General features: G+C 45.0%; 18 protein-coding genes. 5 read left to right on the top strand and 13 right to left on the bottom strand.

The features are described from left to right. Nucleotides 1-12: 12 nt before the first annotated feature. The 12 genes from ABIO93_RS04840 to ABIO93_RS04785 form a co-directional block, all read right to left on the bottom strand. Complete coding sequence (locus ABIO93_RS04840; RefSeq protein ID WP_348065013.1) at nt 13-1128, bottom strand: 2Fe-2S iron-sulfur cluster-binding protein; 1116 nt, start codon at nt 1126-1128, stop codon at nt 13-15. Between the two features lie 34 nt (nt 1129-1162). After that, the gene (nuoF, locus tag ABIO93_RS04835; RefSeq protein WP_348065011.1) at nt 1163-2503 is read right to left on the bottom strand and encodes an NADH-quinone oxidoreductase subunit NuoF; all 1341 of its coding nucleotides are present in this window, start codon (nt 2501-2503) and stop codon (nt 1163-1165) included. 27 nt (nt 2504-2530) lie between these two features. Then, nucleotides 2531-3028 (bottom strand): NAD(P)H-dependent oxidoreductase subunit E, encoded by a 498-nt coding sequence (locus ABIO93_RS04830; protein ID WP_348065009.1) that lies wholly within the window; start codon nt 3026-3028, stop codon nt 2531-2533. A 26-nt stretch (nt 3029-3054) separates the two neighbouring features. Beyond that, complete coding sequence (gene nuoD, locus ABIO93_RS04825) at nt 3055-4281, bottom strand: NADH dehydrogenase (quinone) subunit D (protein ID WP_348065007.1); 1227 nt, start codon at nt 4279-4281, stop codon at nt 3055-3057. An 18-nt stretch (nt 4282-4299) separates the two neighbouring features. Continuing rightward, on the bottom strand, nt 4300-4800 hold the full coding sequence (locus ABIO93_RS04820; protein WP_348065005.1) for an NADH-quinone oxidoreductase subunit C: 501 nt from the start codon (nt 4798-4800) through the stop codon (nt 4300-4302). Nucleotides 4801-4806: 6 nt separating this feature from the next. Beyond that, nucleotides 4807-5349, bottom strand: coding sequence for an NADH-quinone oxidoreductase subunit B (locus ABIO93_RS04815; protein ID WP_082217317.1), 543 nt, complete (start codon nt 5347-5349; stop codon nt 4807-4809). A gap of 28 nt (nt 5350-5377) precedes the next feature. Then, entirely contained in the window at nt 5378-5752 is a 375-nt protein-coding gene (locus tag ABIO93_RS04810; protein ID WP_348065003.1) for an NADH-quinone oxidoreductase subunit A, read from the bottom strand. A gap of 195 nt (nt 5753-5947) precedes the next feature. Beyond that, entirely contained in the window at nt 5948-8089 is a 2142-nt protein-coding gene (locus ABIO93_RS04805) for a sialate O-acetylesterase (RefSeq protein ID WP_348065001.1), read from the bottom strand. Between the two features lie 154 nt (nt 8090-8243). After that, nucleotides 8244-11420 carry a T9SS type A sorting domain-containing protein gene (locus tag ABIO93_RS04800; RefSeq protein WP_348064998.1) on the bottom strand — a complete coding sequence of 1059 codons (3177 nt, stop codon included), beginning with the start codon at nt 11418-11420 and terminating at the stop codon, nt 8244-8246. A 75-nt stretch (nt 11421-11495) separates the two neighbouring features. Then, nucleotides 11496-12503 (bottom strand): GTPase ObgE, encoded by a 1008-nt coding sequence (gene obgE / locus ABIO93_RS04795; RefSeq protein WP_348064996.1) that lies wholly within the window; start codon nt 12501-12503, stop codon nt 11496-11498. Between the two features lie 34 nt (nt 12504-12537). Further along, complete coding sequence (locus ABIO93_RS04790) at nt 12538-13119, bottom strand: adenylate kinase (RefSeq protein WP_348064994.1); 582 nt, start codon at nt 13117-13119, stop codon at nt 12538-12540. 155 nt (nt 13120-13274) lie between these two features. Continuing rightward, nucleotides 13275-14081, bottom strand: a complete 807-nt coding sequence (locus ABIO93_RS04785; protein WP_348064992.1) for a T9SS type A sorting domain-containing protein — start codon at nt 14079-14081, stop codon at nt 13275-13277. Nucleotides 14082-14252: 171 nt separating this feature from the next. Here ABIO93_RS04785 and ABIO93_RS04780 point away from each other — a divergent pair, with 171 nt between their 5' ends. The 5 genes from ABIO93_RS04780 (at nt 14253) to ABIO93_RS04760 (ending at nt 22235) form a co-directional block, all read left to right on the top strand. Further along, nucleotides 14253-16070, top strand: coding sequence for a HAMP domain-containing sensor histidine kinase (locus ABIO93_RS04780; protein ID WP_348064990.1), 1818 nt, complete (start codon nt 14253-14255; stop codon nt 16068-16070). Between the two features lie 83 nt (nt 16071-16153). Further along, the gene (locus ABIO93_RS04775) at nt 16154-18796 is read left to right on the top strand and encodes a valine--tRNA ligase (protein WP_348064988.1); all 2643 of its coding nucleotides are present in this window, start codon (nt 16154-16156) and stop codon (nt 18794-18796) included. Nucleotides 18797-19055: 259 nt separating this feature from the next. After that, nucleotides 19056-20051 (top strand): class 1 fructose-bisphosphatase, encoded by a 996-nt coding sequence (fbp, locus tag ABIO93_RS04770; RefSeq protein WP_348064986.1) that lies wholly within the window; start codon nt 19056-19058, stop codon nt 20049-20051. A gap of 37 nt (nt 20052-20088) precedes the next feature. Beyond that, a complete protein-coding gene (locus ABIO93_RS04765; RefSeq protein WP_348064984.1) occupies nt 20089-21426 on the top strand; it encodes a DEAD/DEAH box helicase in 1338 nt (445 codons plus the stop codon). A gap of 68 nt (nt 21427-21494) precedes the next feature. Beyond that, nucleotides 21495-22235: a hypothetical protein gene (locus ABIO93_RS04760; protein WP_348064982.1), complete on the top strand. Its 741-nt coding sequence runs from the start codon at nt 21495-21497 to the stop codon at nt 22233-22235. A gap of 55 nt (nt 22236-22290) precedes the next feature. Here ABIO93_RS04760 and ABIO93_RS04755 read toward each other — a convergent pair whose 3' ends face one another. Continuing rightward, nucleotides 22291-23373, bottom strand: a complete 1083-nt coding sequence (locus ABIO93_RS04755; RefSeq protein ID WP_348064980.1) for a DUF5074 domain-containing protein — start codon at nt 23371-23373, stop codon at nt 22291-22293. Nucleotides 23374-23380 lie beyond the last annotated feature (7 nt).

Here is a 23380-nt window from a genome sequence, read left to right as displayed (position 1 = left end):
ATCAACTAATTATTAATTATTTTTAGCCAGCAACGAACGATGGTTCGCCTTGTCATTATTTTCTATACTCTGATGACGAATCGTTTCTTCGTCAGTTGTGTAAGGACGAGAATCATCAATGGGCTTGAATTGTGTCGAAGCCAGTTTCAATGCAAAATCAGGTTTTTTAACCAGATCAGCACGGTATTTGTTGGCAGAGATCACAGAGCTGCGTTTCACTTTGGAAGGTCCTTCCAGTACCCAGTCACTCGTTTTTTTCTTTTCAAAACGGCAAGTGTTGCAGATGAAGTCATTGACCTCGCCCCAGGTATTTTTGCGGGCAGTCACACGGATCACTTCGTCTCCACGGTACCAAAGCGTTGTTTTGCCACAGCATTTATCGCAATCGCGGTGGGCGTCTTCCGGCTTGGTAAACCAAACGCGGTTTTTGAAACGGAATGTCTTATCGGTCAATGCACCTACCGGGCACACATCGATCACGTTACCTGAAAAGTCATTATCGATGGCTTTTTCAATGTAAGTACTGATCTCGGAAGCATCCCCGCGGTTCATCACACCATGCACACGCTTGTTGGTAATCTGATCGGCCGTGTACACGCAGCGATAGCACAAAATACAGCGCGTCATGTGCAGCTGTACGTGCGGACCAATGTCAATTTTGTCAAAAGTCCTTCTGTCTTCCTCGTATCGGGTTTTTGCTGAACCGTGCTCAAATGCAAAATCCTGCAAATGGCATTCACCAGCCTGATCGCAGATAGGGCAGTCTAGCGGGTGGTTGATCAATAAAAATTCAACAATGCTTTTGCGCGTATCCAGTACATTCTGATTGGTCGTATTTTCAACAACCATTCCTTCCTGAACCTGCGTAATGCAGGACGGAACCAGTTTTGGCATCGGTCGCGGATCTTTTGCAGAGCCTTGCGCTACGCGTACCAGACAGGCCCGGCATTTTCCTCCGGAAGCCGAGAGGGGTTTATAGAAACACATTGCAGGCGGTACGAGGGCACCCTGGCTTTCATCTGCTTCTGCAATTTTACGTGCAGCCTGCATAATGGTCGTGCCAGGTTCTACCTCGACTTCAATTCCGTCGAATGTAATTTTTATCAATTGAGGTTTAATTTCTTCCATGCCAAATCAGGTACATTATTCTTCGTTGATTTGCTTACACCAGTGCCATTTCGCCCTGATATACCGCTCCCGGTTGCGACGCTTCCTGAGGGTTTGTGATATGCCACATAAATTCATCCCGGAAATGGCGTATAGCACTGGCAACTGGCCAGGCCGCCGCATCTCCCAACGGACAAATGGTATTACCTTCTATTTTTTTGGAAATATCAACCAAAAGATCAATATCATGCATGCTGCCGTGACCATGTTCGATCCGGTGCAGCACTTTTTCCATCCAACCCGTTCCTTCGCGACAGGGACTGCATTGTCCGCAAGATTCGTGGTGATAAAAGCGCGAAAAATTCCAGGTGTTTCTGACAATGCAGGCTGTTTCATCAAAAACAATGAATCCACCTGAACCCAGCATAGTGCCTGTCGCAAATCCGCCGTCTGACAATGATTCATAGGACATCAGGCGATCCTCACCATTTGCCGTTTTCATGATCAGGTTTGCAGGCAGAATGGGAACAGAAGAACCTCCTGCTACCAATGCTTTCAAATGATGTCCTTTTCTGATACCACCGCAGTACTCGTCAGAATTAAGAAACTCTTCGACACTCACACCCAGCTCAATTTCGTAAACGCCAGGCTTCTGAATGTGCCCTGATGCTGAAATGAGTTTGGTACCGGTACTGCGTCCTATTCCGATGGTTGCATAAGCATCCCCACCATTGTTTATAATCCAAGCCATGTTAGCGATGGATTCCACGTTATTAACAACGGTAGGACTTTGGTAAAGACCTTTTACAGCCGGAAAAGGCGGTTTATTTCTTGGGTTACCTCTTTTTCCTTCCAGAGATTCCAGTAATGCAGTTTCTTCGCCGCATATATAGGCACCTCCGCCTGGCTGTACAACCAGTTCCAGATCGTAGCCGGAGCCTAATATATTTTTACCCAAAAAACCCTTTGCTTTTGCTTCCTCAATCGCTTTTTCCAATATACGGATCACGTACATCAGCTCACCACGCACATATATGAAGGATTTGTTGGCACCCAATGCAAAACTTGAAATGATCATTCCCTCAATAAGCAAATGAGGAATTGACTTCATCAGATGGTGATCTTTGAAGGTACCCGGCTCGGATTCGTCCGCATTGCAGACCAAATAACGGGGAACGCCTTCCGGTTTGGCCAGAAAGCCCCATTTCATGCCCATCGGGAAACCAGCACCACCACGTCCACGCACACCGGATTTTTTTGCTTCTTCCACAACTTCTTCCGGAGTCATGGTTTTTATAGCTTTTTCAACGGCAGTATAGCCTCCTTGCTTACGATAAACGTCGAAGGTTTCAATACCAGGGACATTAATATGCTCCGTTAATATTTTTCTAGCCATTTGAGGATAATATTTTCAGCCAGTGGCTTATTTACTTAACTCTTCTATGATTTCATCCACCTTGTCGTTCGTCAGGTTCATGTAGAATTGCTCACGAATCTGAAAAACAGGGCCCCAGCCACAAGCTGCAAGACATTCCACTTCTTTCAATGTGAAAAGTCCATCGGTCGTAGTCTGGCCGGCGTCGATGCCTAATTTCCTTTTAAGGTGTCCGTACACATCTTCACCGCCCATGAGGCAGCAAGGTCCCGTACGGCAATATTCAATCACATGTTTGCCGACAGGATCGAGATGGTACATGGTGTAAAAAGTAGCTACTTCATACACTTCCACAGGCTCGATACTCAAAATGCCCGCTACATAATCCATTACTTCGCTGCTCAGCCATCCCCATTGTTCCTGGGCTACGTGCAAAACAGGTAAAAGAGCCGATTTTTGGCGGCCCTCAGGATAACGTGCTATGATCTCTTTTACTTTGTCAAGTCGTTCCGGCGTGAACGCAACGAAATTTGGTGTTTCGGTCATTTCTAAATAGGGTCTTTAAACAAACTCTAAGCGTCCAGCTCTCCTGCAATCACATTCAGGCTACTCATTGTCAGGATCGCGTCCGATAATGTACTGCCTTTACACATTTCAGGGAAAGCCTGATAATAAATAAAGCTTGGTCTGCGGAAATGGAGACGATATGGGGCTCTTCCGCCATCGCTGATCATGTAAAAGCCCAGCTCACCATTTCCTCCTTCCACTGCGTGATAAACTTCACCAGCAGGAGCGTCGATTTCTCCCATTACAATTTTGAAATGGTAGATAAGTGCCTCCATATTGCTGTAAACCTCTTTTTTCGGAGGAAGATAATATTCAGGTGCATCAGCATAATAAGGGCCTTCCGGCAGATTGTTGATCGCTTGTTCAACAATTTTCAGACTTTGCCACATTTCTTCATTCCGCACCATATAGCGGTCATAGGTATCACCATTCTGACCAACTGGGATGTCAAACTCAAAATCCTCATAAGAAGAATATGGGTTCATGGCCCTCACATCATAGTCCAGTCCTGCTGCACGAAGATTGGGGCCCGTAAAACCGTAAGACAACGCTCTTTCCAGCGATATTGAACCCACATTGATAGTACGATCCATAAAGATCCGGTTACGGTTCAAAAGCTTTTCAAACTCGCGCAACACGGGTGGGAAGGACTTAATAAATTCTTTGATTTTGCGGATAGCAGTACTGGAAAGATCCCGCTCCATGCCACCCAAACGTCCCATATTGGTAGTAAGACGCGCGCCGCAAACTTCTTCATAGATTTCGTAGACCTCTTCGCGTTTCTGCATGACATACAAAAAACCGGTAAAAGCGCCGGTATCAACACCGAGAATACTGTTACAGATCAGATGGTCGGTGATTCTGGCAAGTTCCATCATGATCACGCGGATATATTGCGCTCTTTTTGGAACCTCTACGGCCAGAAACTTCTCCATCGTCATGTGCCATCCCAGATTGTTGATCGGGGACGAGCAGTAGTTCATGCGGTCGGTAAGCGTGGTGATTTGATAAAACGGCCTTCTTTCAGCTATTTTTTCAAATGCGCGGTGTATATATCCAATGGTCTGCTCACCTGAAATGATCTTTTCGCCATCCATTTTAAGGATGTTTTGAAAAATTCCGTGGGTTGCAGGGTGCGTCGGGCCGAGGTTGAGGGTGGTCAGTTCTTCAACCAGTTCAGGTAACTCGGTTTTAGAAGGAACGTTATGCGGTAATAATTCAATATCTGCCATATCTTATTCAGTATAGGGTCATCGGCCAAAAAGGGCATCTATTTTATCTTCGCGTGTAGCATCTTCGAGCGGATACTCTTTTCGCATCGGGAAATAGTCCATTTCATCGATATTCAGGATGCGCGTCAGGTTCGGATGTCCGTCAAACAAGATACCAAAAAAGTCGTATGTTTCTCTTTCCATCCAGTTGGCGCCGGCAAATAACCCGGTTGCAGTAGGAATGTGAATGTCAGCCTCAGGAATCGATACTTTGATCCTAATCCGGAAGTTATGCACAAAGCTGTGCAAGTGGTAAACTACCATAAATTCTTTCCCGGTATTGTCGGGATACTGCACGCCCGTCAGGTCTGTTAAGAAAATGACCTGATAAGTTTTATGATCGCGCAAATATTCAAGAATCGGAAGGATCTCTTCACGGGTTGTTGACAATGTCAGAAGTCCATACGGTTCTTCAAAGTCAAAAACCTGATCACCAAATTTTTCCAAAAGCGCTTCGGCTACCTCCTGGTTACTTAGCATAGGGGGTTATTGAATATTATATGATGCTAATAATTCCTGATATTCATCGGTGTTCCTGCGACGCAGTTTCTCGTTTTGAGCAAGATGTTGAATGTGCATCAAACCGTCAATGATCTGTTCAGGTCTGGGAGGGCATCCGGGTACGTATACATCCACAGGAATAATTCTGTCAATACCCTGCAAAACGCTGTAAGTATCGAAGATGCCGCCACTGGATGCACATGCACCTACCGCCATTACCCAGCGAGGCTCGGCCATTTGCAGATACACCTGCTTTACAACTGGTGCCATTTTCTTCGCTATCGTCCCCATTACCATCAGCAAATCAGCCTGGCGAGGGGAAAAACTGGGTCTTTCAGAACCGAAACGTGATATATCGTAATGTGCTCCCATGGTAGCCATGAATTCGATTCCACAGCAGGAAGTTGCAAAAGGCAATGGCCACAGCGAATAACTACGGGCCAGACCTATCGCTTCATCAAATGAAGTTGCAAAAAAACCGGATCCGCTATGTCCTTGCGGAGCCTCCACAATCGTTACTTCTTTCATAATTTTTCCGTATTTCAATGTTTGAAGCTTATTCTTCCCAGTTAAGTACGCCCTTGCGGATCACGTAGTAAAACCCGGACAGAAGCAGAGCCATAAACAGTAACATTTCAACGAAACCAAACATTCCAAGATCCTTAAAGTTAACGGCCCATGGATACATAAATATCACCTCGACGTCAAAAAGGACAAACAGAATAGCAACCAAAAAGTATTTTACAGATATCGGTGTCCGGGCGTCTCCTACTGATTCGATACCACATTCAAAAGGGTCGTCTTTCAGTTTACTTTTACGGCTGGGGCCGATCAGGTGAGTTACGATCATAGTACCGCCAATGAATCCTGCTGCCAGCAAAAATTGGACTAAAATGGGTAGATAATCGGAAGGAAGATAAGTATTTTTCATTGATGTATGATCCAATTATAATCTGCTAGGTCTGCTTTCAATAGTTGTAAACGGTTACTTTCTTCCCGTTTCTCAAAATTAGCCTTTGCAAATTTATCAATCAAATTCTTTAGTTTTTCTTTTGCCTAATTAGTATCATACTAAATAAGCCCCGGGTGTCCGGGGCTTATTTAGTAAAAAACAAAGAACGAATGCTTACCGGATTACAATCTGCTTGGTAAGGCTCTGCCCCTGGCCGGTTACACGGAGGATATATTTGCCTGTTGGAAGGTTCCCAACTTCAATTTGTAAACGACTGTTCAGCAACCGGGGAGTTGTAGTTTTGATCACTCTCCCGTAAATATCAAAAAGGGTAACTATTGCATCCTTGATATTATCTCTTGATTCAATGTACACAAAGCTTCCCTGACTTGGATTTGGATAGATCACTACCTCATTCTGTTCATTCGTTTTGAATTCCTGAGAGGTTGTATCGGAATAGCAGGTAAGTTTATTGCTGTCGCCAATGGTGAAAACAACTTTTGCCTTTGTAGAATAAGTGCCTGTTTTCAAGATTTTGACAATCGCTGCGGTCGTGTCAGTTTCTGAACCCGGTCTTCTCCACAAAAACTGCTCATTCAAGCCAGGTTCCGAAATGCTTGCGGTAATGCTGAAGGGCCCCGAAGCTTCGATAACCGGTTTTGAAATTTTTGGCCTGATAACCAGAGAGGAGACGGTTGAATTTTCAGAAATACAACCGAAAATGTTCTGAGCCTTCACAAAATAATTGCCAGTCTGACTGATCTTCGCGGTGTTGCCCGTTGCCAGTACAGTGGTGGTACCCTCTTTGTACCAGCTGTAAATATCGTTACCATCTGCTACTGCAAACTGAAATGACGAATCTGCACAAGCCTGTTGCTGCCCCTGTTGCAAAATACTTGGCTGCGCTGGCTTTGCATCATTGTCGAGCACAACCACGGAGGTAAGGATAGAGTTACCTGCATCGTCCCGCACTGTTGCGCGGTATGTTCCTGCTTTTGAAACTTTGATAGTTCTTGTTGTCTCCTTCGTACTCCATTCGTAGGAAGCGTAGCCCGTTGGAAGAGATATTGAAACTGCATTATTTTCTGCCACGCAGGTTGCCGTAATCGCAGGAGTTGGTGCTGGGCCAGCAGGAGGAACGGTAGAGAAGAAATTGGCGTCAAGGCTTTCATTCCATGCATTCGCAAGAATCGCTAGCTCTTCTGCACCTTCAAAGTGTAATCCGTCCTTCCGGTTAATGACGAGACCGTCTGTTTCTGGACCGGGGTATGTAGGATTAAATTGTGTATCGAGTACCGCATTCTGAGCAGCAATGATATTAGGGTAGGTCTTAGATGGGACATTTGGATTGTTTGTGGATCTACTTGTCCGTGCAATAACCCACGTTATCCTTTTTTGAGTATCAGATGTAAGTTGATTAATAATCTTTTGAAGATTGGTTTTATAGAATGAGGCAGTGGTTCCGAAGAAGCCATCTGTTTCTCCCTGCATCCACAATATTGCCCGCAGTCCATACTGATTACCATAATTGCGCGCGGAAATCCTCAAATTGCCATAAGGCATTCCAGGGGAATATTGGTAACCGTATAAGCTGGTTGTGCTACTACCAGCTGAACTTTCAGCCCAGTTTTTAATGGCTGTTCCTTCCCAGGCGGCGTTTATGAAGAGGACCGGGACATTTAATTTCGCGACGAGAAGGTCGCCTAATAGACCCCAGCACCAGGCAGTTTGCCCTCTAGGCGCCATAGTTTTGATGTCACTTGTAATTTTTGCGAAGGTTGGAGGCACTGGATCTGTTAGTAAATCCGGGTACTGCCCTAATAAGTCGTTTTCATAATTATTAATATAAAGTACCCTGTCATCCGTGGCACCGGTTCCTGCGGTAGGTTTTCCTTTTAATCCTTGCGCATTGGATTGTCCTGCAATAATGAAGATTTCTCCGACACCCATTCTTGCAAGAACGTCCCTTCCTACAATTTTCCCGCTAGAAACAGCTCTTACCTCCAATGTATACCATCCTCCCAAAAGCTTGATATTTCCTGAAAATACGCCTCCTTTTGGAGCAACCTGCAAATCTTGCCACGGCATTTCGAAGCCCTGACCCTGCGCTACAGGTACTGCCCTGATTTCTACCTTGTCCATTGGTGTTGTAAAGGTACCGCTGACGGTAATCTCTCTCTGACCTATTTGATCTTGTTGATAAACAGCCTGAAAAGTAGGAGAGGTAATTTTAATCTGAGAAAATACCGTTGATGAGACTGCGCAAATCAACAGAAATGCCTTTGCCACTACCGGAAGAATAATTCTATAACGCATTGGTAAACTGATACAGGGTAAAGTTTTGTATGTGTAACGTCGGTTTTGGTTTTGTTAAAGTCTTCATTACAAAACGGTCACAAATGTAAATGAATATTTTTGCTAAAATATCACTATTCCGTTTTTTTGATTACCGGGATCAGTAATCGCCCATTTACTGGACGATTATCAGCTTTTGTGTAGCATTAAATGACAAAGATGAGATGCGAATAATGTATATCCCGCTCGATAGCCCGGATAAGTTGAAGAACTGTCTGCTATCAAACCTTTTGACTGTGAAACTCTTATGAATGACGCCTCTGCTGTCGATGATCTGAACCTGCGCGTTATTGAGGTTTTGCAAAGTTTCAACGGTTACCTGGCCTGTCGCTACCGGGTTGGGGTAGGCTACAAAACCTGGATTCGAAGTATCAATATAAAATATGAATGGCTGCGAATATTCGGAATAGCAAGTCAGTGTGGGGCTGTATACAATGGTATTGTTAACCACATAAGTACCGGAACGGATCGCTTTGAGAGTAGCTGTGGTATCCGGTAATTGTACATCATTCAGTTTCCACAAATGGTTACCGGCGCTGAGGTTGTTTTCAGCCAATAATGTAAAAGTACCGATCTGTTTGATAGTAGGAGCAGAGGGTGAAGGTTTCACCTCCACCGGAATCTCAACAGAGTATGGGGAATAGCATCCTTTTTCGTCTTTTGCCCTGGCCGAATAATTCCCTGAGGCGAATACGCTAAGCATGTCACTTGCTGTGCCTTCATTCCAATAAAAATCACTTCCTCTGGTAGCTTTGAGTATCACGGTATCTCCGTCACAAAAAGTAGTAGCACCTGCCGCCTGAACGATCGGTGGAGGTGGCAATGCCAATGTTTGTGTCGTAATCTGGTTGCTCGGGTCGGAATAGCATTGGAATTCATTGATCGTCTGAACCGAATACGTACCGGCAGTAGTAACTTTTAATGTTTGGGAAGCAGTACCATTGCTCCACAAAAATCCGACAGCCGCGCTGGAACTTAGATTAACACTCAGATCCGCACAGAAAACCAGGGGACCGTCAGCTGCAATGGTCGGCTTGTCGGGAAGTGGATTTACCACAACCTGAACTACCGGTGAAACTGGCGATACACAACCCTTCTCGTCTTTGGAAGCAATAGTGAAATTTCCTGAACTACGGATCTCAATTTCACGGCCCGTTTCGCCATTGCTCCATACATAAGAAAAAGCTTCGCTGCTTCTTAATGTGGTATAGTCGCGTAAACAAAACGTGGTCGGACGTAAAGAAGTGATGGCTGGCGTGGCTGGTAATGGGTTCACTTTTACGTTCACTACGTCGGATGTTGACTCGCAACCATTGCCATCACGCTGTTTAAGGCTAAACTGCCCCGTTGCCGTGATTGAAATGGCTTTAGTTACAGCTGCATTGCTCCAAATATTTCCTGCCTCGTAGTTCGAAGTCAACGTTACATTGCCTCCATCGCAGAATTCTGTCGAGCCGCTGAGTCCGATCACTGGTTTTTGCGGTAAAGCGTTCACTTTTACTTTTACGAGGTCAGATTCCGGGGAGTAGCAGCCTTCGTTATCCAATGCTCTAACCCTGAAATCTCCCGAATTTCTTACACTGATAGTCGCGGTTCCCTCACCATTCGACCATACATTTTTTTCCTTTGAATCAGAGGTTAGTTTTACTTCCCCGCCATCACAAAATTCAAGCACACCTGACGCGGTGATCTTTGGAGTAGCTGGCAAAGGTGAAGTCACCACCCGCATCACAATTTTTTCGGAAGTAGATTCACACCCATACGCATTTCTCGTGGTGACGAAATATTCTCCTCCCGCAGTAACAGGAAGACGATCACCGGTAGCACCATTGTTCCAACGTGCATTTTCAGAAGTGCTGGAAACCAAAGTCGCGGTATTTCCAAGGCATACCGGATTACTGCCCTCGATTCGGATAGTAGGCTGGTTAGGCTGGATTTGATCATAGATCCTTATTTCTGGAGAGAAAATCACGTTGCCTCTGCCATCTCGTGCGCTTACCCGGTAGCTACCATTGCCAACCTGAATACTATTTGAATTTTGTCCATTGCTCCAATTAAATGACGACATTCCATCATTATTGACAGTCAGGTTCATATTGCCATTTCCCGCACAGGAGGCACTGATTCTTAAAGGACTCACTGCCTGATATGGATCTGAATTTGCAAAATAGTTATCATTTAGTCGCTGGTTCCATGCTTCTCCTAGCTGCGTCAGCCCTTCGTTCATGAAGTGGACACCGTCTTGATCTTGCCTTGGAATTTGAATTAAATCCGTAAGAGGCCCCTGGAAAACATTAAAAACCTCGTTGATTACTTTTTGCTGTCCGCCGGTTACCTGATTGTCAACACCATGAACGTTGTCATAAGAGGTAATTGATACCATCCAGGAAATATTCTTGCCTGAATCATTTCGACTAGTTTCAATAACCGTTTTCAAATCATTAAAATAACTGTCGCTGTTAGTGTTTGCGAAGTTATCAGCTTCACCCTGAATCCATAAAACACCTCTCAGGCCGGTAATTGGCGTGAATCGCTGGATAACCGCCCGCATATTTCCATAGGGCATTCCGCGGGGTTCGAAGGGCGTACCATTATATACGGAGTAGGCAGTACCATTAATACTTTCGCGCCAGGCTCTCACAGCACTTCCATACCAGGCGACATTATAAAATAGTATGGGTACCCGAAGTTTATCAGCAAGCAAATCACCCAGTTTTCCCCACGCCCAGGCTGACTTGCCTCTAGGTCCAATATCAGAAGAATTGTCTAAGTGTTGAAACTCGGGAAAGGAATAATCGGGAGAAACGGGAGGGCCGTCGGTTGTATTCAGTCTCACACTATTAACCCTGTCGTCCTGAGCTCCTTGTGCGCCATATTCGGGTAGGGAGTACCCCTGACCATTGGATTGCCCGGCAATCATAAAAACCTCGCCTACACCTACGTGAGGCACCTGATAAGAGCTGATGACCTGATCACCACGTATGGCCCTGACTTCCAAGTTATACCATCCTCCCTTGGCATTATCAAGACTTCCTGAGAAAAAACCACCTTGAGGATTGTTTTGAATGACTTTCCAGTCAATGGGCTCCCCACCATTCATAGGGTTTAATTTCGCCTCAATGCGGTCGGTGACCTTGGTGTAGCTGCCGGAAATATATATCGTAGCGGAATTGTTTCTATCACGTTGAAATACAGCGCGATCAGTAGGATAATCAATACTGATCTGGCTGAATGATTTTGTCGAAATAACGCTCAATACTACCCAAAACAAGTATGGTAGATAGTGTTTCATAGTAACTGAAAATTCATTAAAGTAACTCCTGGGACACACAAGATGCATCAAAAGGTTGCCTCTTTCAAGAAAATATTATTTTACGGAAAACGGCGAATTAATCAGTTGCCATACCGCATCTTTCAATTGTTCAATGCCTTCTTGGGATATTGCCGAAAATAAAAGACTAGGAATGTTTTTGGGTAAGGTTTTTTGTAAGCCAGCGCGCTCTTCTTCTGAAAGAACATCAATTTTGGAAATTGCCAGAATGCGGCTTTTATCAAGGAGGGAGGGGTTGTAAATGCGTAGTTCCTGTACAAGTGTCTGATATTCAGCATTAATATCTTCGCTATCAGCAGGAACCATAAAAAGTAATATTGAATTTCGTTCGATATGCCTCAAGAAACGAAGGCCCAGGCCTTTTCCTTGTGATGCCCCTTCAATAATTCCGGGGATATCTGCCATAACGAATGATTTGTAATCCCGATAGGACACTACACCAAGGTTAGGGACCAGGGTGGTAAACGGATAATCGGCGATTTCGGGTCTTGCGGCAGACACGACCGATAGAAGAGTGGATTTGCCTGCATTCGGAAATCCTACAAGTCCTACATCAGCAAGTACTTTCAGTTCGAGGATAACCCAAGCTTCCAGGCCAGCTTCGCCGGTTTGGGCGTGCTGGGGAGTTTGGTTGGTGGCTGACTTGAAATGGTCGTTACCCATTCCTCCACGTCCGCCACGCAAGAGGATCAGCTCCTGGCCGTCCTCGGTAATTTCGAAAAGCTGCTCGCCGGTTTCGGCATCTTTGGCAATTGTTCCGAGTGGAACTTCAACGATAATGTCTTTACCAATCGATCCTGACCTTCTTCCTCCTTCTCCACCTTTACCATCAAAAGCCTTGAGGTGCTTGGTGTATTTTAAATGGAGGAGTGTCCAGAGTTGCGAATTTCCTTTCAGGATCACATGCCCTCCGCGTCCACCGTCGCCACCGTCGGGACCACCTTTTTCAACGTGTTTTTCACGCCTGAAATGCAGGGAACCCGCTCCGCCAGAGCCGGAACGAACATTAATCTTAACGTAATCAATAAAGTTAGAGGAGGCCATGTGCGTAAAGTGTATATATTAAAAATGGTAACGATTACTTGGAGATTGCTTTCGTAATTGCTTTGGTAATTTCTCCAAAGATAAAATCAATTTCGCCGATACCGTTTATTGCGACAAACTTATCCTGTTCCTGGTAGTAGTCCGCCACTGGTTTTGTTTTGCTATTGTATTCTTGAATGCGCTTGCTGATCAGTTCTTCGTTCTGGTCGTCAGGACGTCCGGAGGTCTTTCCTCTGTTTAGCAAACGGGTCAATAATTCCTGATCGTCTACTACCAAAGCGATCATGACAGAAATGCTTTCATGGTAGCTGGCAAGCAGATTATCCAGGGCTTCCGCCTGTTTTACTGTACGTGGAAAACCGTCGAAAATAAAGCCGGGAGCGTCCTTATGTTCTTTCAGCTTGTTATCAATCATTCCAATCACTACTTCATCAGGCACCAAAATGCCCTTATCCATCAATGTTTTGGCCTGCAATCCCAATTCGGACCCTGCGTGGATTTCGGAACGCAGCAGGTCACCTGTGGAAAGGTGAATGAGTTTGTATTGGGCAATAATTTTTTCACTTTGGGTGCCTTTCCCTGCACCAGGAGGGCCAAACAGTATAAGATTCAGCATAGTTGCATTGAAAATTGATGTCGCAGTTGATAGGTGAATTCGGCAAATTTACAATTCTTACTAAATGTCAGCGTCATTGTGGCATATTTTTTACAATAAAAAATCCCCTTCATTATTTCTAATCAAGGGGATTGGGCAAAAGGGCTTGTTTAAAATCAGGGTACAACCACTCGCTTCACAGTCCCGTCCTCATGTTGTACGACCGTTACAAACAAGGTTCCTTTTGTATTTTTCTTCAATTCGATTTGGCCTACAAATTCTCCTTCAAAATCTTTGATCTCCTTTTTACCAACCTCTTTGCCTTTGATGTCGGTTACCGTTACGGTAACATCTCCTTTTTCCGGTACTGCGAATCTGAGATTGAGCATTCCATTGTCAGGGTTATTGGAATATACATTCAATGAACGGACATTGGCTGGTTTCATCACTTCTTTGTCCCAAAATTCACCCATTCGGTCGCCAAAGTTGTCCATTTCTTCCCTGAACATTTTCGCTTTGGGCTTAAACTCCCTTTCGAAATCTTTCATATTCCGGCGGAATTTCTCGGTATTGAAATCCCAGTCCGATGAAATATCATTTTTCCAGTGATAAGCGAGGGCGTCGTGGTCGTCGCGGTGGTCGATGATGACTTTCCTGCGTTTCCTGGCGATTACATCCTGGTCGCCGTCATCTACCGTAATCGAAATGGTTTGTTTTTTCTTTTTATCCACTCCCAAAGAATCAAGTACCTTCTCGACAAACTTCTCACGTTCGGCTTCGGACATCGCGCCTACCTCATAGCTTTTATCAATATTTTTGATCTTGCCATCCTCATCCTCCGTTACTTTAATCCGGATGCTGGTCTTTTGTTCCCCATCAGATTTTGGTTTTTTATCTGATTGCGCAGTAGCGGAATTGGGCAGTACCGACGCTGAAAGTAGCATTGCAAACAGGGCCGGTTTGTAAAAATCAAGAGCTTTCATAATGACTTGGGGTTATGTGTATGAATGGATTACAAAAATATCATGATCGTCTTCTGACCGTTGTTAAATAATGTTAAAAACATGATCTGCCGGAGCGTATGCGTTAAATTTGTTATCAGGAAGAATGTCGGTGAAATGGAATGCGGCGTTGCACCGGAGAATTGAAAATTTATGACAAAGCGGAAAATTCAAATAATAGTCGGTCTGATGTGTCTTGCATTGATAGGGCTCATTGGATTTCAATGGTACTGGATCCGGGAAGCGATCGCGATCCGTAATGATCAGTTCAATCAGAAAGTCTCTGAATCGGTGCAGGAAGTGGTACATCGGCTCGAAAAGCAGGAAATGATGTACCTACTGCAAAGAAGGATTGAAACAGAACAACAAAAGAGCAAGCTGGACCGCATTACGCAGCTCAGTAATATGCCTGTAAAACGCACGGCCGCCAGAAAGTCGGAACCAGTGCGTGAAGCGAATATCCATTCGCAGCCTAAAATGGAAATCGCTATCGGGCCGAATGGTGAAGAGATCCATTACCAGATCATTACCGAGGCGGTTCCTACCGATGTTTTGAGTCCCAATTTTAGGGTCATGGTGGATCATCAGCAACGCATCATCGAAGAGTTTTTTCAGGCGCAGCAATATGGCATGGCCGGCATCGACGAGTTTATGCGCAGAAGGCTGGATGATGAGCGCAGACTTGGAAATGCATTCCGCGGCGTAGCAGATGCCGAAAATAAAAAGAATGGTACCGATGGAATGCGGAAAGATTCTTCGTCGCGGAATGTTGCGAATCGTAAAGTAGCAATGCCGGATTCGAAAAATAGCCGCAGAAAAGCCCATGCATTGATCAGTTCCGGTGATCTCGACAGAGCGGATCTTTTGAAAGAGGTAATGAAGGATTTTATTTATACCAAAAGACCTATCGAGCAACGGGTTAACCGGTTTTTGCTGGATACCTTGCTTCAAAAAGAGTTGGTTCAAAACGGCATTTCACTGCCTTACGAGTTTGCTGTTCGCGGACAGAGTGATGATAGTCTTATTTTTTCAACGGCCAGCCTGAAACCCCGGGATTGGGAAACCAGATCGTACAAGGCTTCATTATTTCCGAATGAAACATTGAGCCGTCAAAACGCGCTGTACGTCTATTTCCCGGATCAGCAGCGGTATATTTTGAGCAATATGGGCGTGATGTTCGGCGGCTCGGGTATCCTGATCATTGTGATCATGGCTTGCTTTTATATGGCCGTCACCACGATTTTGCGTCAGAAAAAACTGTCGGACATTAAGAATGACTTTATCAATAACATGACGCATGAATTCAAAACGCCTATTTCTACCATTGCCCTGGCAGCGGAAATGGCGCAGGAGAATTCGGCTTCACTGTCTCAGGTAAGTCCGGGATCCAGGCTGGACAGATATCTGGGCATTATCCGGGAAGAAAATAAGAGGCTCGGAACGCATGTCGAAAAGGTGCTGCAAATGGCATTGCTGGATAAAGGCCACGTGAAATTGAAGATCAGCGATGCCAATATTCATGACTTGATCGGCAAAGCATTGAACGGGCAGAGTGTACAGATCGAAAAGCAGGAGGGTGAGGTGGATATGGAGTTTGAAGCAGTGAATGAAATCGTGCCCGCCGATGAAGTCCACGTTTCCAATATATTGAACAACCTCATTGATAACGCCATTAAATATTCGCCTGAAAAACTGCACATGAACATTAAAACCTGGAACGAGAACGATGGTATAGCCATTTCCATCGCAGACCAGGGCATAGGAATGAGCAAGGAACAGCAGCAGCGCATTTTCGATACTTTTTACCGTGTACCTACAGGCAATGTACACGATGTGAAAGGTTTCGGGTTGGGACTGAGCTATGTCAAAAAGATGGTGGAAGCCCACGAAGGAACCGTCCGAGTTCATAGTAAGCCTGGTGAAGGAAGTACGTTTACCGTTTGGCTGCCTACCCGCAAAGAGGAACAATAGTTTAGAAATTTCGTCTGCAAATCCTAACTTGCCGTCTTTTAAAAATGGCCTACCGCCTGTTACGGTAAATTTCTGACTGCAAAATGATTTCCAAAACTTATGCCCCCCAGGAGATAGAGGATAAATGGTATTCCTACTGGATCGACAATAAATTTTTTCAATCCAAACCTAATCCTGACAAGGAACCCTATACCATTGTGATCCCGCCGCCCAATGTCACGGGTGTGCTGCACATGGGGCATATGCTTAACAATACTATTCAGGATATCCTGATCCGGAAGGCCCGTATGGAAGGCAAAGAAGCCTGCTGGATACCCGGTACCGACCATGCGTCCATTGCTACCGAAGCCAAAGTAGTAGCGATGCTGAAAGAGCGCGGGATTAACAAACGCGACCTTACCCGTGACGAATTCCTTGAATATTGCTGGGAGTGGACGCACAAATACGGCGGCATTATCCTAAAACAACTCCGTAAGCTGGGTGCTTCCTGCGACTGGGACCGTACGCGCTTCACAATGGAGCCTGACCTTTACGATTCCGTTATCGACGTTTTTATTGACCTCTATAATAAAGGAGAAATTTACCGGGGCCACCGCATGGTGAACTGGGACCCGCAGGCGCGTACCACCGTTTCGGACGAAGAAGTGATCATGAAGGAGGTAAATCAAAAATTGGTTTACCTTAAATATCCGCTCGTAGACGAAATAGGCGAAGCACTTACCGACGAAGCGGTCATCATTGCCACCACGCGTCCCGAGACGATCATGGCCGATGTGGCCATTTGTGTAAACCCGCATGACGAGCGCTACAAGCATTTAATCGGCAAGCAAGTTTCTATTCCGTTGATCAACCGCGCGATCCCGATCATTGCGGACGAATATGTGGAAATGGAGTTCGGAACGGGCTGTCTAAAAGTTACGCCGGCGCATGATGCGAACGATTATGTGTTGGGTAAAAGACACGATCTGCCCGTGATTGATCTGCTGAATGAAGACGGCACATTGAATGATAAGGCACAGATTTTAGTAGGTGAAGACCGTTTTATTGCCCGTAAAAAAATCATTAAGCTGCTGGAAGAATCGGGTAACCTGGTAAAGACAGAAGAATACAAATCCAATGTAGGCCATTCCGAGCGTAGCAATGCGGTGATTGAGCCACGGATTTCGGAGCAATGGTTTCTGAAAATGGAGAAGATCAGTAAGCCGGCTTTTGAAAATGTGATGAATGATACCGTTCAGCTGATCCCGCCGAAATTTAAAAATACATACCGGCACTGGATGGAGAATGTCCGCGACTGGAACATTAGCCGCCAGCTCTGGTGGGGCCACCGGATTCCGGCTTACTACCTCAATGACGGCACCATTATCATTGCGAAATCGAAGCGTGAGGCATTGCGGAAAGCGCAGCATGAGTACCAGCTTTTTGCATTGACGGAGGAGGACATTACCCAGGACCCGGATGTACTGGATACCTGGTTTTCGTCCTGGCTGTGGCCAATTTCTGTTTTTAATGGAATCAAAGAGCCTGATAATGAGGAGATAAATTATTACTACCCGACCAATGATCTGGTAACGGCCCCTGAAATCCTGTTTTTCTGGGTGGCGCGAATGATCATTGCCGGATACGAATACCGAGGAATATATCCTTTCAAAAATGTATATCTGACTGGCATTGTCCGGGATAAGCAGGGCAGGAAAATGTCCAAGTCACTGGGCAATTCTCCCGACCCGATCGACCTGATTGATCAGTATGGTGCGGACAGTATTCGCACCGGTATGCTTTTCAGCTCGCAGGCGGGTAATGACCTTCCTTACGATGATAAGCTGATCGAGCAGGGAAGGAACTTTGGTAATAAGATATGGAATGCATTCAGGCTGGTGAAGGGTTGGACCGTTGATAGTGAGATTGCGGCACCAGTTGGTTCCAAACTCGCAGTACAATGGTTCGAAAGCAAGCTGAACGAAACGATCACGGAAGTACAGGACCATTTCACAAAGTTCCGGATTTCGGATGCGTTGAATTCAGTTTACAAACTGATATGGGACGATTTCTGTGCGCAATACCTGGAAATGATCAAGCCTGGTTTCGAGCAGCCGATTGACCTGGAAACCTATGATTCCACATTGGACTTCTTCGACCGGTTAATGCGTTTGCTGCATCCATTTATGCCTTTTATTTCAGAAGAAATCTGGCAGAACATTATTCAGAGAGAAGAGAAGGATTCGATATGCATTGCTAATTTCCCACAGGCTAAGGATGTAGACCAATCCTTATTGAATGACTTCGAAGTCCTTTTTGAACTGGTTTCATCGATCAGGAATTTGCGTAATGCCAAGAATATCAGTCCCAAAATTGAACTTCCGCTGGCCATCCGTTCCGAAACAAAGGAACGTTACCAGGGTCTGGAACCATTAATCCGCAAGCTGGCCAATGTAGAAGCCATTCAGTTTGTAACCGAGGAGGGCGAGGGAACTTCATTCAGGGTGAAGTCTGACGAGTTTTTTGTAAATCTGGCGGATGAGCTGGATGTGGAGACAGAAAAGGAAAACCTTCAAAAGGAACTGGAATACACGCAAGGTTTCCTGGATTCGGTGATAAAGAAGCTATCCAATGAGCGTTTTGTCCAGAATGCCAAAGGCGACGTGGTTGAAAAGGAAAGACAAAAACAAGCAGATGCAGAGTCGAAAATGGAGACATTAAGAGAAGCACTGGCAAGATTGAATTAAGCATACATACCCATTTGATTTGCAGAAAGCGCAGGATTCACGTCTTGCGCTTTTTTGTTTTATACTATTAGTTTTATGTCAGCCGGACATTTAAAAAGTGCAACATGACGATCTCTTAACTTATTCACCCTTAGGATTAATTGATTATTTTATTGAGATAAAATTATATTAATTAATAAAAAATTTTATTAGACGAAAGTGTTTGAAATATGAAAAATGAAGGCGTAAATTTCCCTGACTTAACACAATCCCAAAGGTCATGGCTACAAAAACTGCACAAGAACTCGCGCTACCGGTCGGTGTTACATTAGATCGCTTCATTATGCATAGCCAGAGCGCATTTCCCTATGCGACAGGTGAATTGTCACAACTGTTACGTGACATTGCGCTTGCTGGAAAGATCATTAACCGGGAAATAAACCGCGCCGGACTGGTAGATATCGCTGGCGGAAACGGGACGGAGAATGTGCAGGGAGAAAACCAGCAAAAGTTGGACATTGTAGCTAATATCCGTTTTATAAGAGCATTGAAAAATGGTGGCGAAGTTTGCGCAATTCTCTCGGAGGAAGACGAAGACATTATACACACCGGCAATAATCATGGTAAATATGTAGTAGCAATGGATCCGCTGGATGGTTCGTCGAACATTGATGTAAATGTTTCCATAGGGACTATTTTTTCAATTTACCGTCGGGTAACCGCGATCAACGAGCCGGCTTCGATCGAAGATTTCCTCCAAGGTGGCAGTAAGCAAATAGCGGCAGGTTATATTTTGTACGGTTCTTCCACGATGCTGGTTTATTCTACCGGTGATGGTGTGAATGGATTTACCTACGATCATTCATTGGGCGAATTTATTTTGTCTCACAAAAATATCCGCTCACCGAAACATGGGAGCATTTACTCTGTGAATGAGGGACATTACAACTCTTATCCCCCATTTGTCCAGAATTATATCAACCATTGCAAGACGAAAAATTATAGCGCCAGGTACATTGGTTCGCTGGTTGGAGATTTTCACCGTAATCTGTTGAAGGGCGGAATTTACCTTTATCCATCCACTAAAAAAGACCCGAAAGGCAAGCTGCGACTGCTATATGAATGCTACCCGCTCGCATTTATCGCAGAAAAATCGGGCGGCAAAGCAACCGACGGATTTGGCCGCATTCTCGACATTATTCCTACCTCATTTCACCAGCGTTCCCCGATTTACATTGGTTCTACGGCTATGGTCGACGATGTTGTCAAGAGCTGATCACCCGTTGCAGTGTTAGTTTTCGTACCTTTGTTCGATGCAGACTACGCAAAACAAATTCGAGCAGTTCAAGCTTAATCGTCAATTACTCAGTGCTATTGAAGAAGCTGGGTACACGGAGCCAACTCCAATTCAGGAGCAGGCTATCCCGTTAGCCTTGTCAGGACAGGACATTCTGGGCATTGCCCAAACAGGTACCGGAAAAACCGCAGCCTATACCTTACCATTATTAATGCGCATCAAATTCGCCCAGGGTGAACATCCAAGGGCGCTCATCATGGCCCCTACCCGGGAGCTCGCGATGCAGATTTCAGAGGCAATCATGCAGCTTGGGAAATATACCGACATTCGTACCGTCGTACTCTATGGTGGAGTTGGCCCCAAAACACAAATCGAAAATCTAAGAAAAGGCGTCGACATTATTGTGGCTACACCGGGCAGGTTCATGGACCTTTATTTTCAGGAAGAAGTGATCGTAAAGCACCTGAATGTCATGATCCTCGATGAGGCAGATAAAATGATGGATATGGGTTTTATGCCGCAGATCCGCAAATTGCTGGAAATCATCCCGCGGAAAAGACAGAATATGCTTTTCTCAGCTACTTTTTCTGAAAAAGTAGAAAGACTGTCCCACGAATTTCTAGAATTCCCGACGAAGATCGAAGTAACTCCGCAAGCCACTACCGCAGAAATGGTAGCGCAGTGCCTGTATGAAGTACCTAACTTCCGTACTAAAATCGCCCTGCTGACCCATTTGTTGCAAGATCGTGAAACATTCAACCGCGTGCTGGTTTTTACAAGAAGCAGGGAAGTAGCAGGATTGGTTCACCAAAATCTGCTGGGAAGAGTAGTCCGTGAAGACGAATTAAAGGTAATTCATGCCAACAAAGGACAAAATACCCGTATCAATGCCATGGAGGCATTTCGGGAAGGCTCGGTAAGGGTGATGGTCGCGACTGATGTAGTAGCGAGGGGCATTGACATCACCGAAGTAAGTCATGTGATTAATTTTGACGTGCCATTGATCTACGAAGATTATGTACACCGCATTGGCCGGACGGGGCGGGCAAATCATATCGGGCAGGCCATTACGTTCATGACAATGGCCGATGAATACCACATTCAGAAAATTGAGAACATGATCCGCATGGGAATTCCGCGGAAAGAAGTGCCGGAAGATCTTGAAATCGCATCAACTCCGACGCTGGAACGTCAGGATATGTTAAGGGAAATTGATAATCAGAAGAGAAAGGAAGATCCGACATTTTTGGGGGCATTCCATGAGAAAAAGAAGGTCTACAGGCCTACTTCCAAACCAGTAGCAAAGGGTGGCCAAGGCAGGAGAAGTTCCTCTGGAAGAAGTAAACGAAGATAATGCAATACAATTCCAATAAATCCGTTTAACTTGGACAATAGAAAACCTGTTCTCTATTTAAGTTATTTATGAAAGAATCTGTTGTTATTTGGCTTGCTTTTTTAGTACCTGTATTTGGCTATGCTCAAAATACGCATCTTGCGAGCGCTGGCCCAAACACAGACACTAATGTTGCCCAAAAAAGACCGTTAGAATTAAAAGAAAGACGCGTACTTCCTTTGTTTGGAGAAGTTAGTAAGACCTCAGAGCAGATCGACGAAGAAATCCGGTTTCTGAGTGAATGTGACAAATCATTTACGAGCCGAACAGAAGCCAGCAGTTTTTTTGCAACCCGCGCCTGGGAATATCTTCAGGAAGGATCGCTGGATACTGCCTGCTATCGCTTCAACCTCGCCCATTTATTGAATGATAAAAATGTAGAGGCTTATTGGGGGCTGGGCGTAGTGTCCTACCAGCGTGAAAACTGGGTAGACGCCAAGCGAATGTTAAGCCGTGGTATTGGATTGCAAGGAACCAATGTGCCGTTACTGGTCGATTTGTCAACCGTGGATTTGAAATTATATGCGATTACCAGCCGGAAAGAGGAGTTGGATGAGGCGGGAGAACTGTTGAAGCATGCGGTAGCGCTGGATTCAACGTACGCATTGGGCCAATATAATCTGGCTTTGTTACATTACAATCTTAATGAGCTGGATAAGTCCTGGGAGCATCTTCACAAGGGCCGAATGTTGGACCTTTCACAAATGAACCTGGATTTTGTGGAATTGTTGAAGGCCAAACTGCCCGATCCGCAAGGATTTTTCAAGTAAGAATTTCAAGCTAATGATACAGAGGGTGCCCGGATTGCCGGGCACCCTTATTTTTTTACTTAAAAAAGAAGCCCGTAGGAGCTACACCCACTTTAACCGAATCCACCAGACTTCCGTCGGTGCGGTAACGAACAGCGTAGCCTGCTTGGGCAAAAGATGGGGTCACACCGGCGTAGATGAGTCCCTGAGATGGATCAACCGTCAGGCCAGTGAAATTACGTTTGATAAAAGGCGTAGTCACATTGATCTGAGCGTCGTTAACACCGAATTTGTAAGTTTCTCCATGGCTTGCAAAGGCTGCATCGAAATAAGATAATACGAAGAAAACTGTTTTACGGTCATTACTGAATGCAAAGTTCCCAGCTGATTTGGAAGCGTCCGTGCCCATGGTAAGTGTTGCCTCAGTCGCGTAAGAATCCGCATTCAATTTCAGTGCTTTAATGCCAGCATTAACCCAAAGCTTTCCATTCGCGTCGATACCAATCGGATTAGGTGCGCCGTCCAATGGTATCGGTTTCTCTATCATGTTAGTCCCGGTGTTGATCACATACAAAGTTTGACCAGTACCGAAAGAAGTGGTGCCTACGAAAAGCTTTCCAGCATTGAAAACCAGATTTTCGGGGCCCTGAGCAATGTCAATTTTTCGGGTTACTTTATTGGTGTTCAGGTCGATCACCGCGATATAACCTGTTTTAAACTTATAGTCAGCATTGGTACCCCAGCATGAAACATAAGCAATATTGTTGCTGCCAATGACCACTTCCCGTGGATTTTCTATATCCGGTGCGCCAATGCTTGCTTCCGTTTTGAATGTATTGCTGTTAACAATTTCCACCTTATCCAGACCCGCCGCTGAGTTATCAACCAATATCAATCCTTTGTCTCCCACCGCCGCATAACCTTGCACACCGCCTTTCAATGCAGTACCGTTTACTTTGGAAAAAACATCAGCTTCCGAAGTCGTTTGCTCTCTAACAAAATATGAAATGGCTCCATTGTTTTGAGAAAAATTACCTTCATTGATCACAAACACCCCTTGTATATAATCACCTTTTGGAGCAGGGTCACTTTGGTTACACGACCAGGCTAAAATCGATAAGGATGTTACTGCTACTAATCTGGTTAACTGTTTTTTCATTGTTGTT

The organism is Dyadobacter sp., assembly GCF_039919315.1.
In the GTDB taxonomy this organism is placed as follows: Bacteria; Bacteroidota; Bacteroidia; order Cytophagales; family Spirosomataceae; genus Dyadobacter.
The sequence above is the reverse complement of the archived record's forward strand: the minus strand, read 5'-3'. Positions and strand labels throughout refer to the sequence as shown.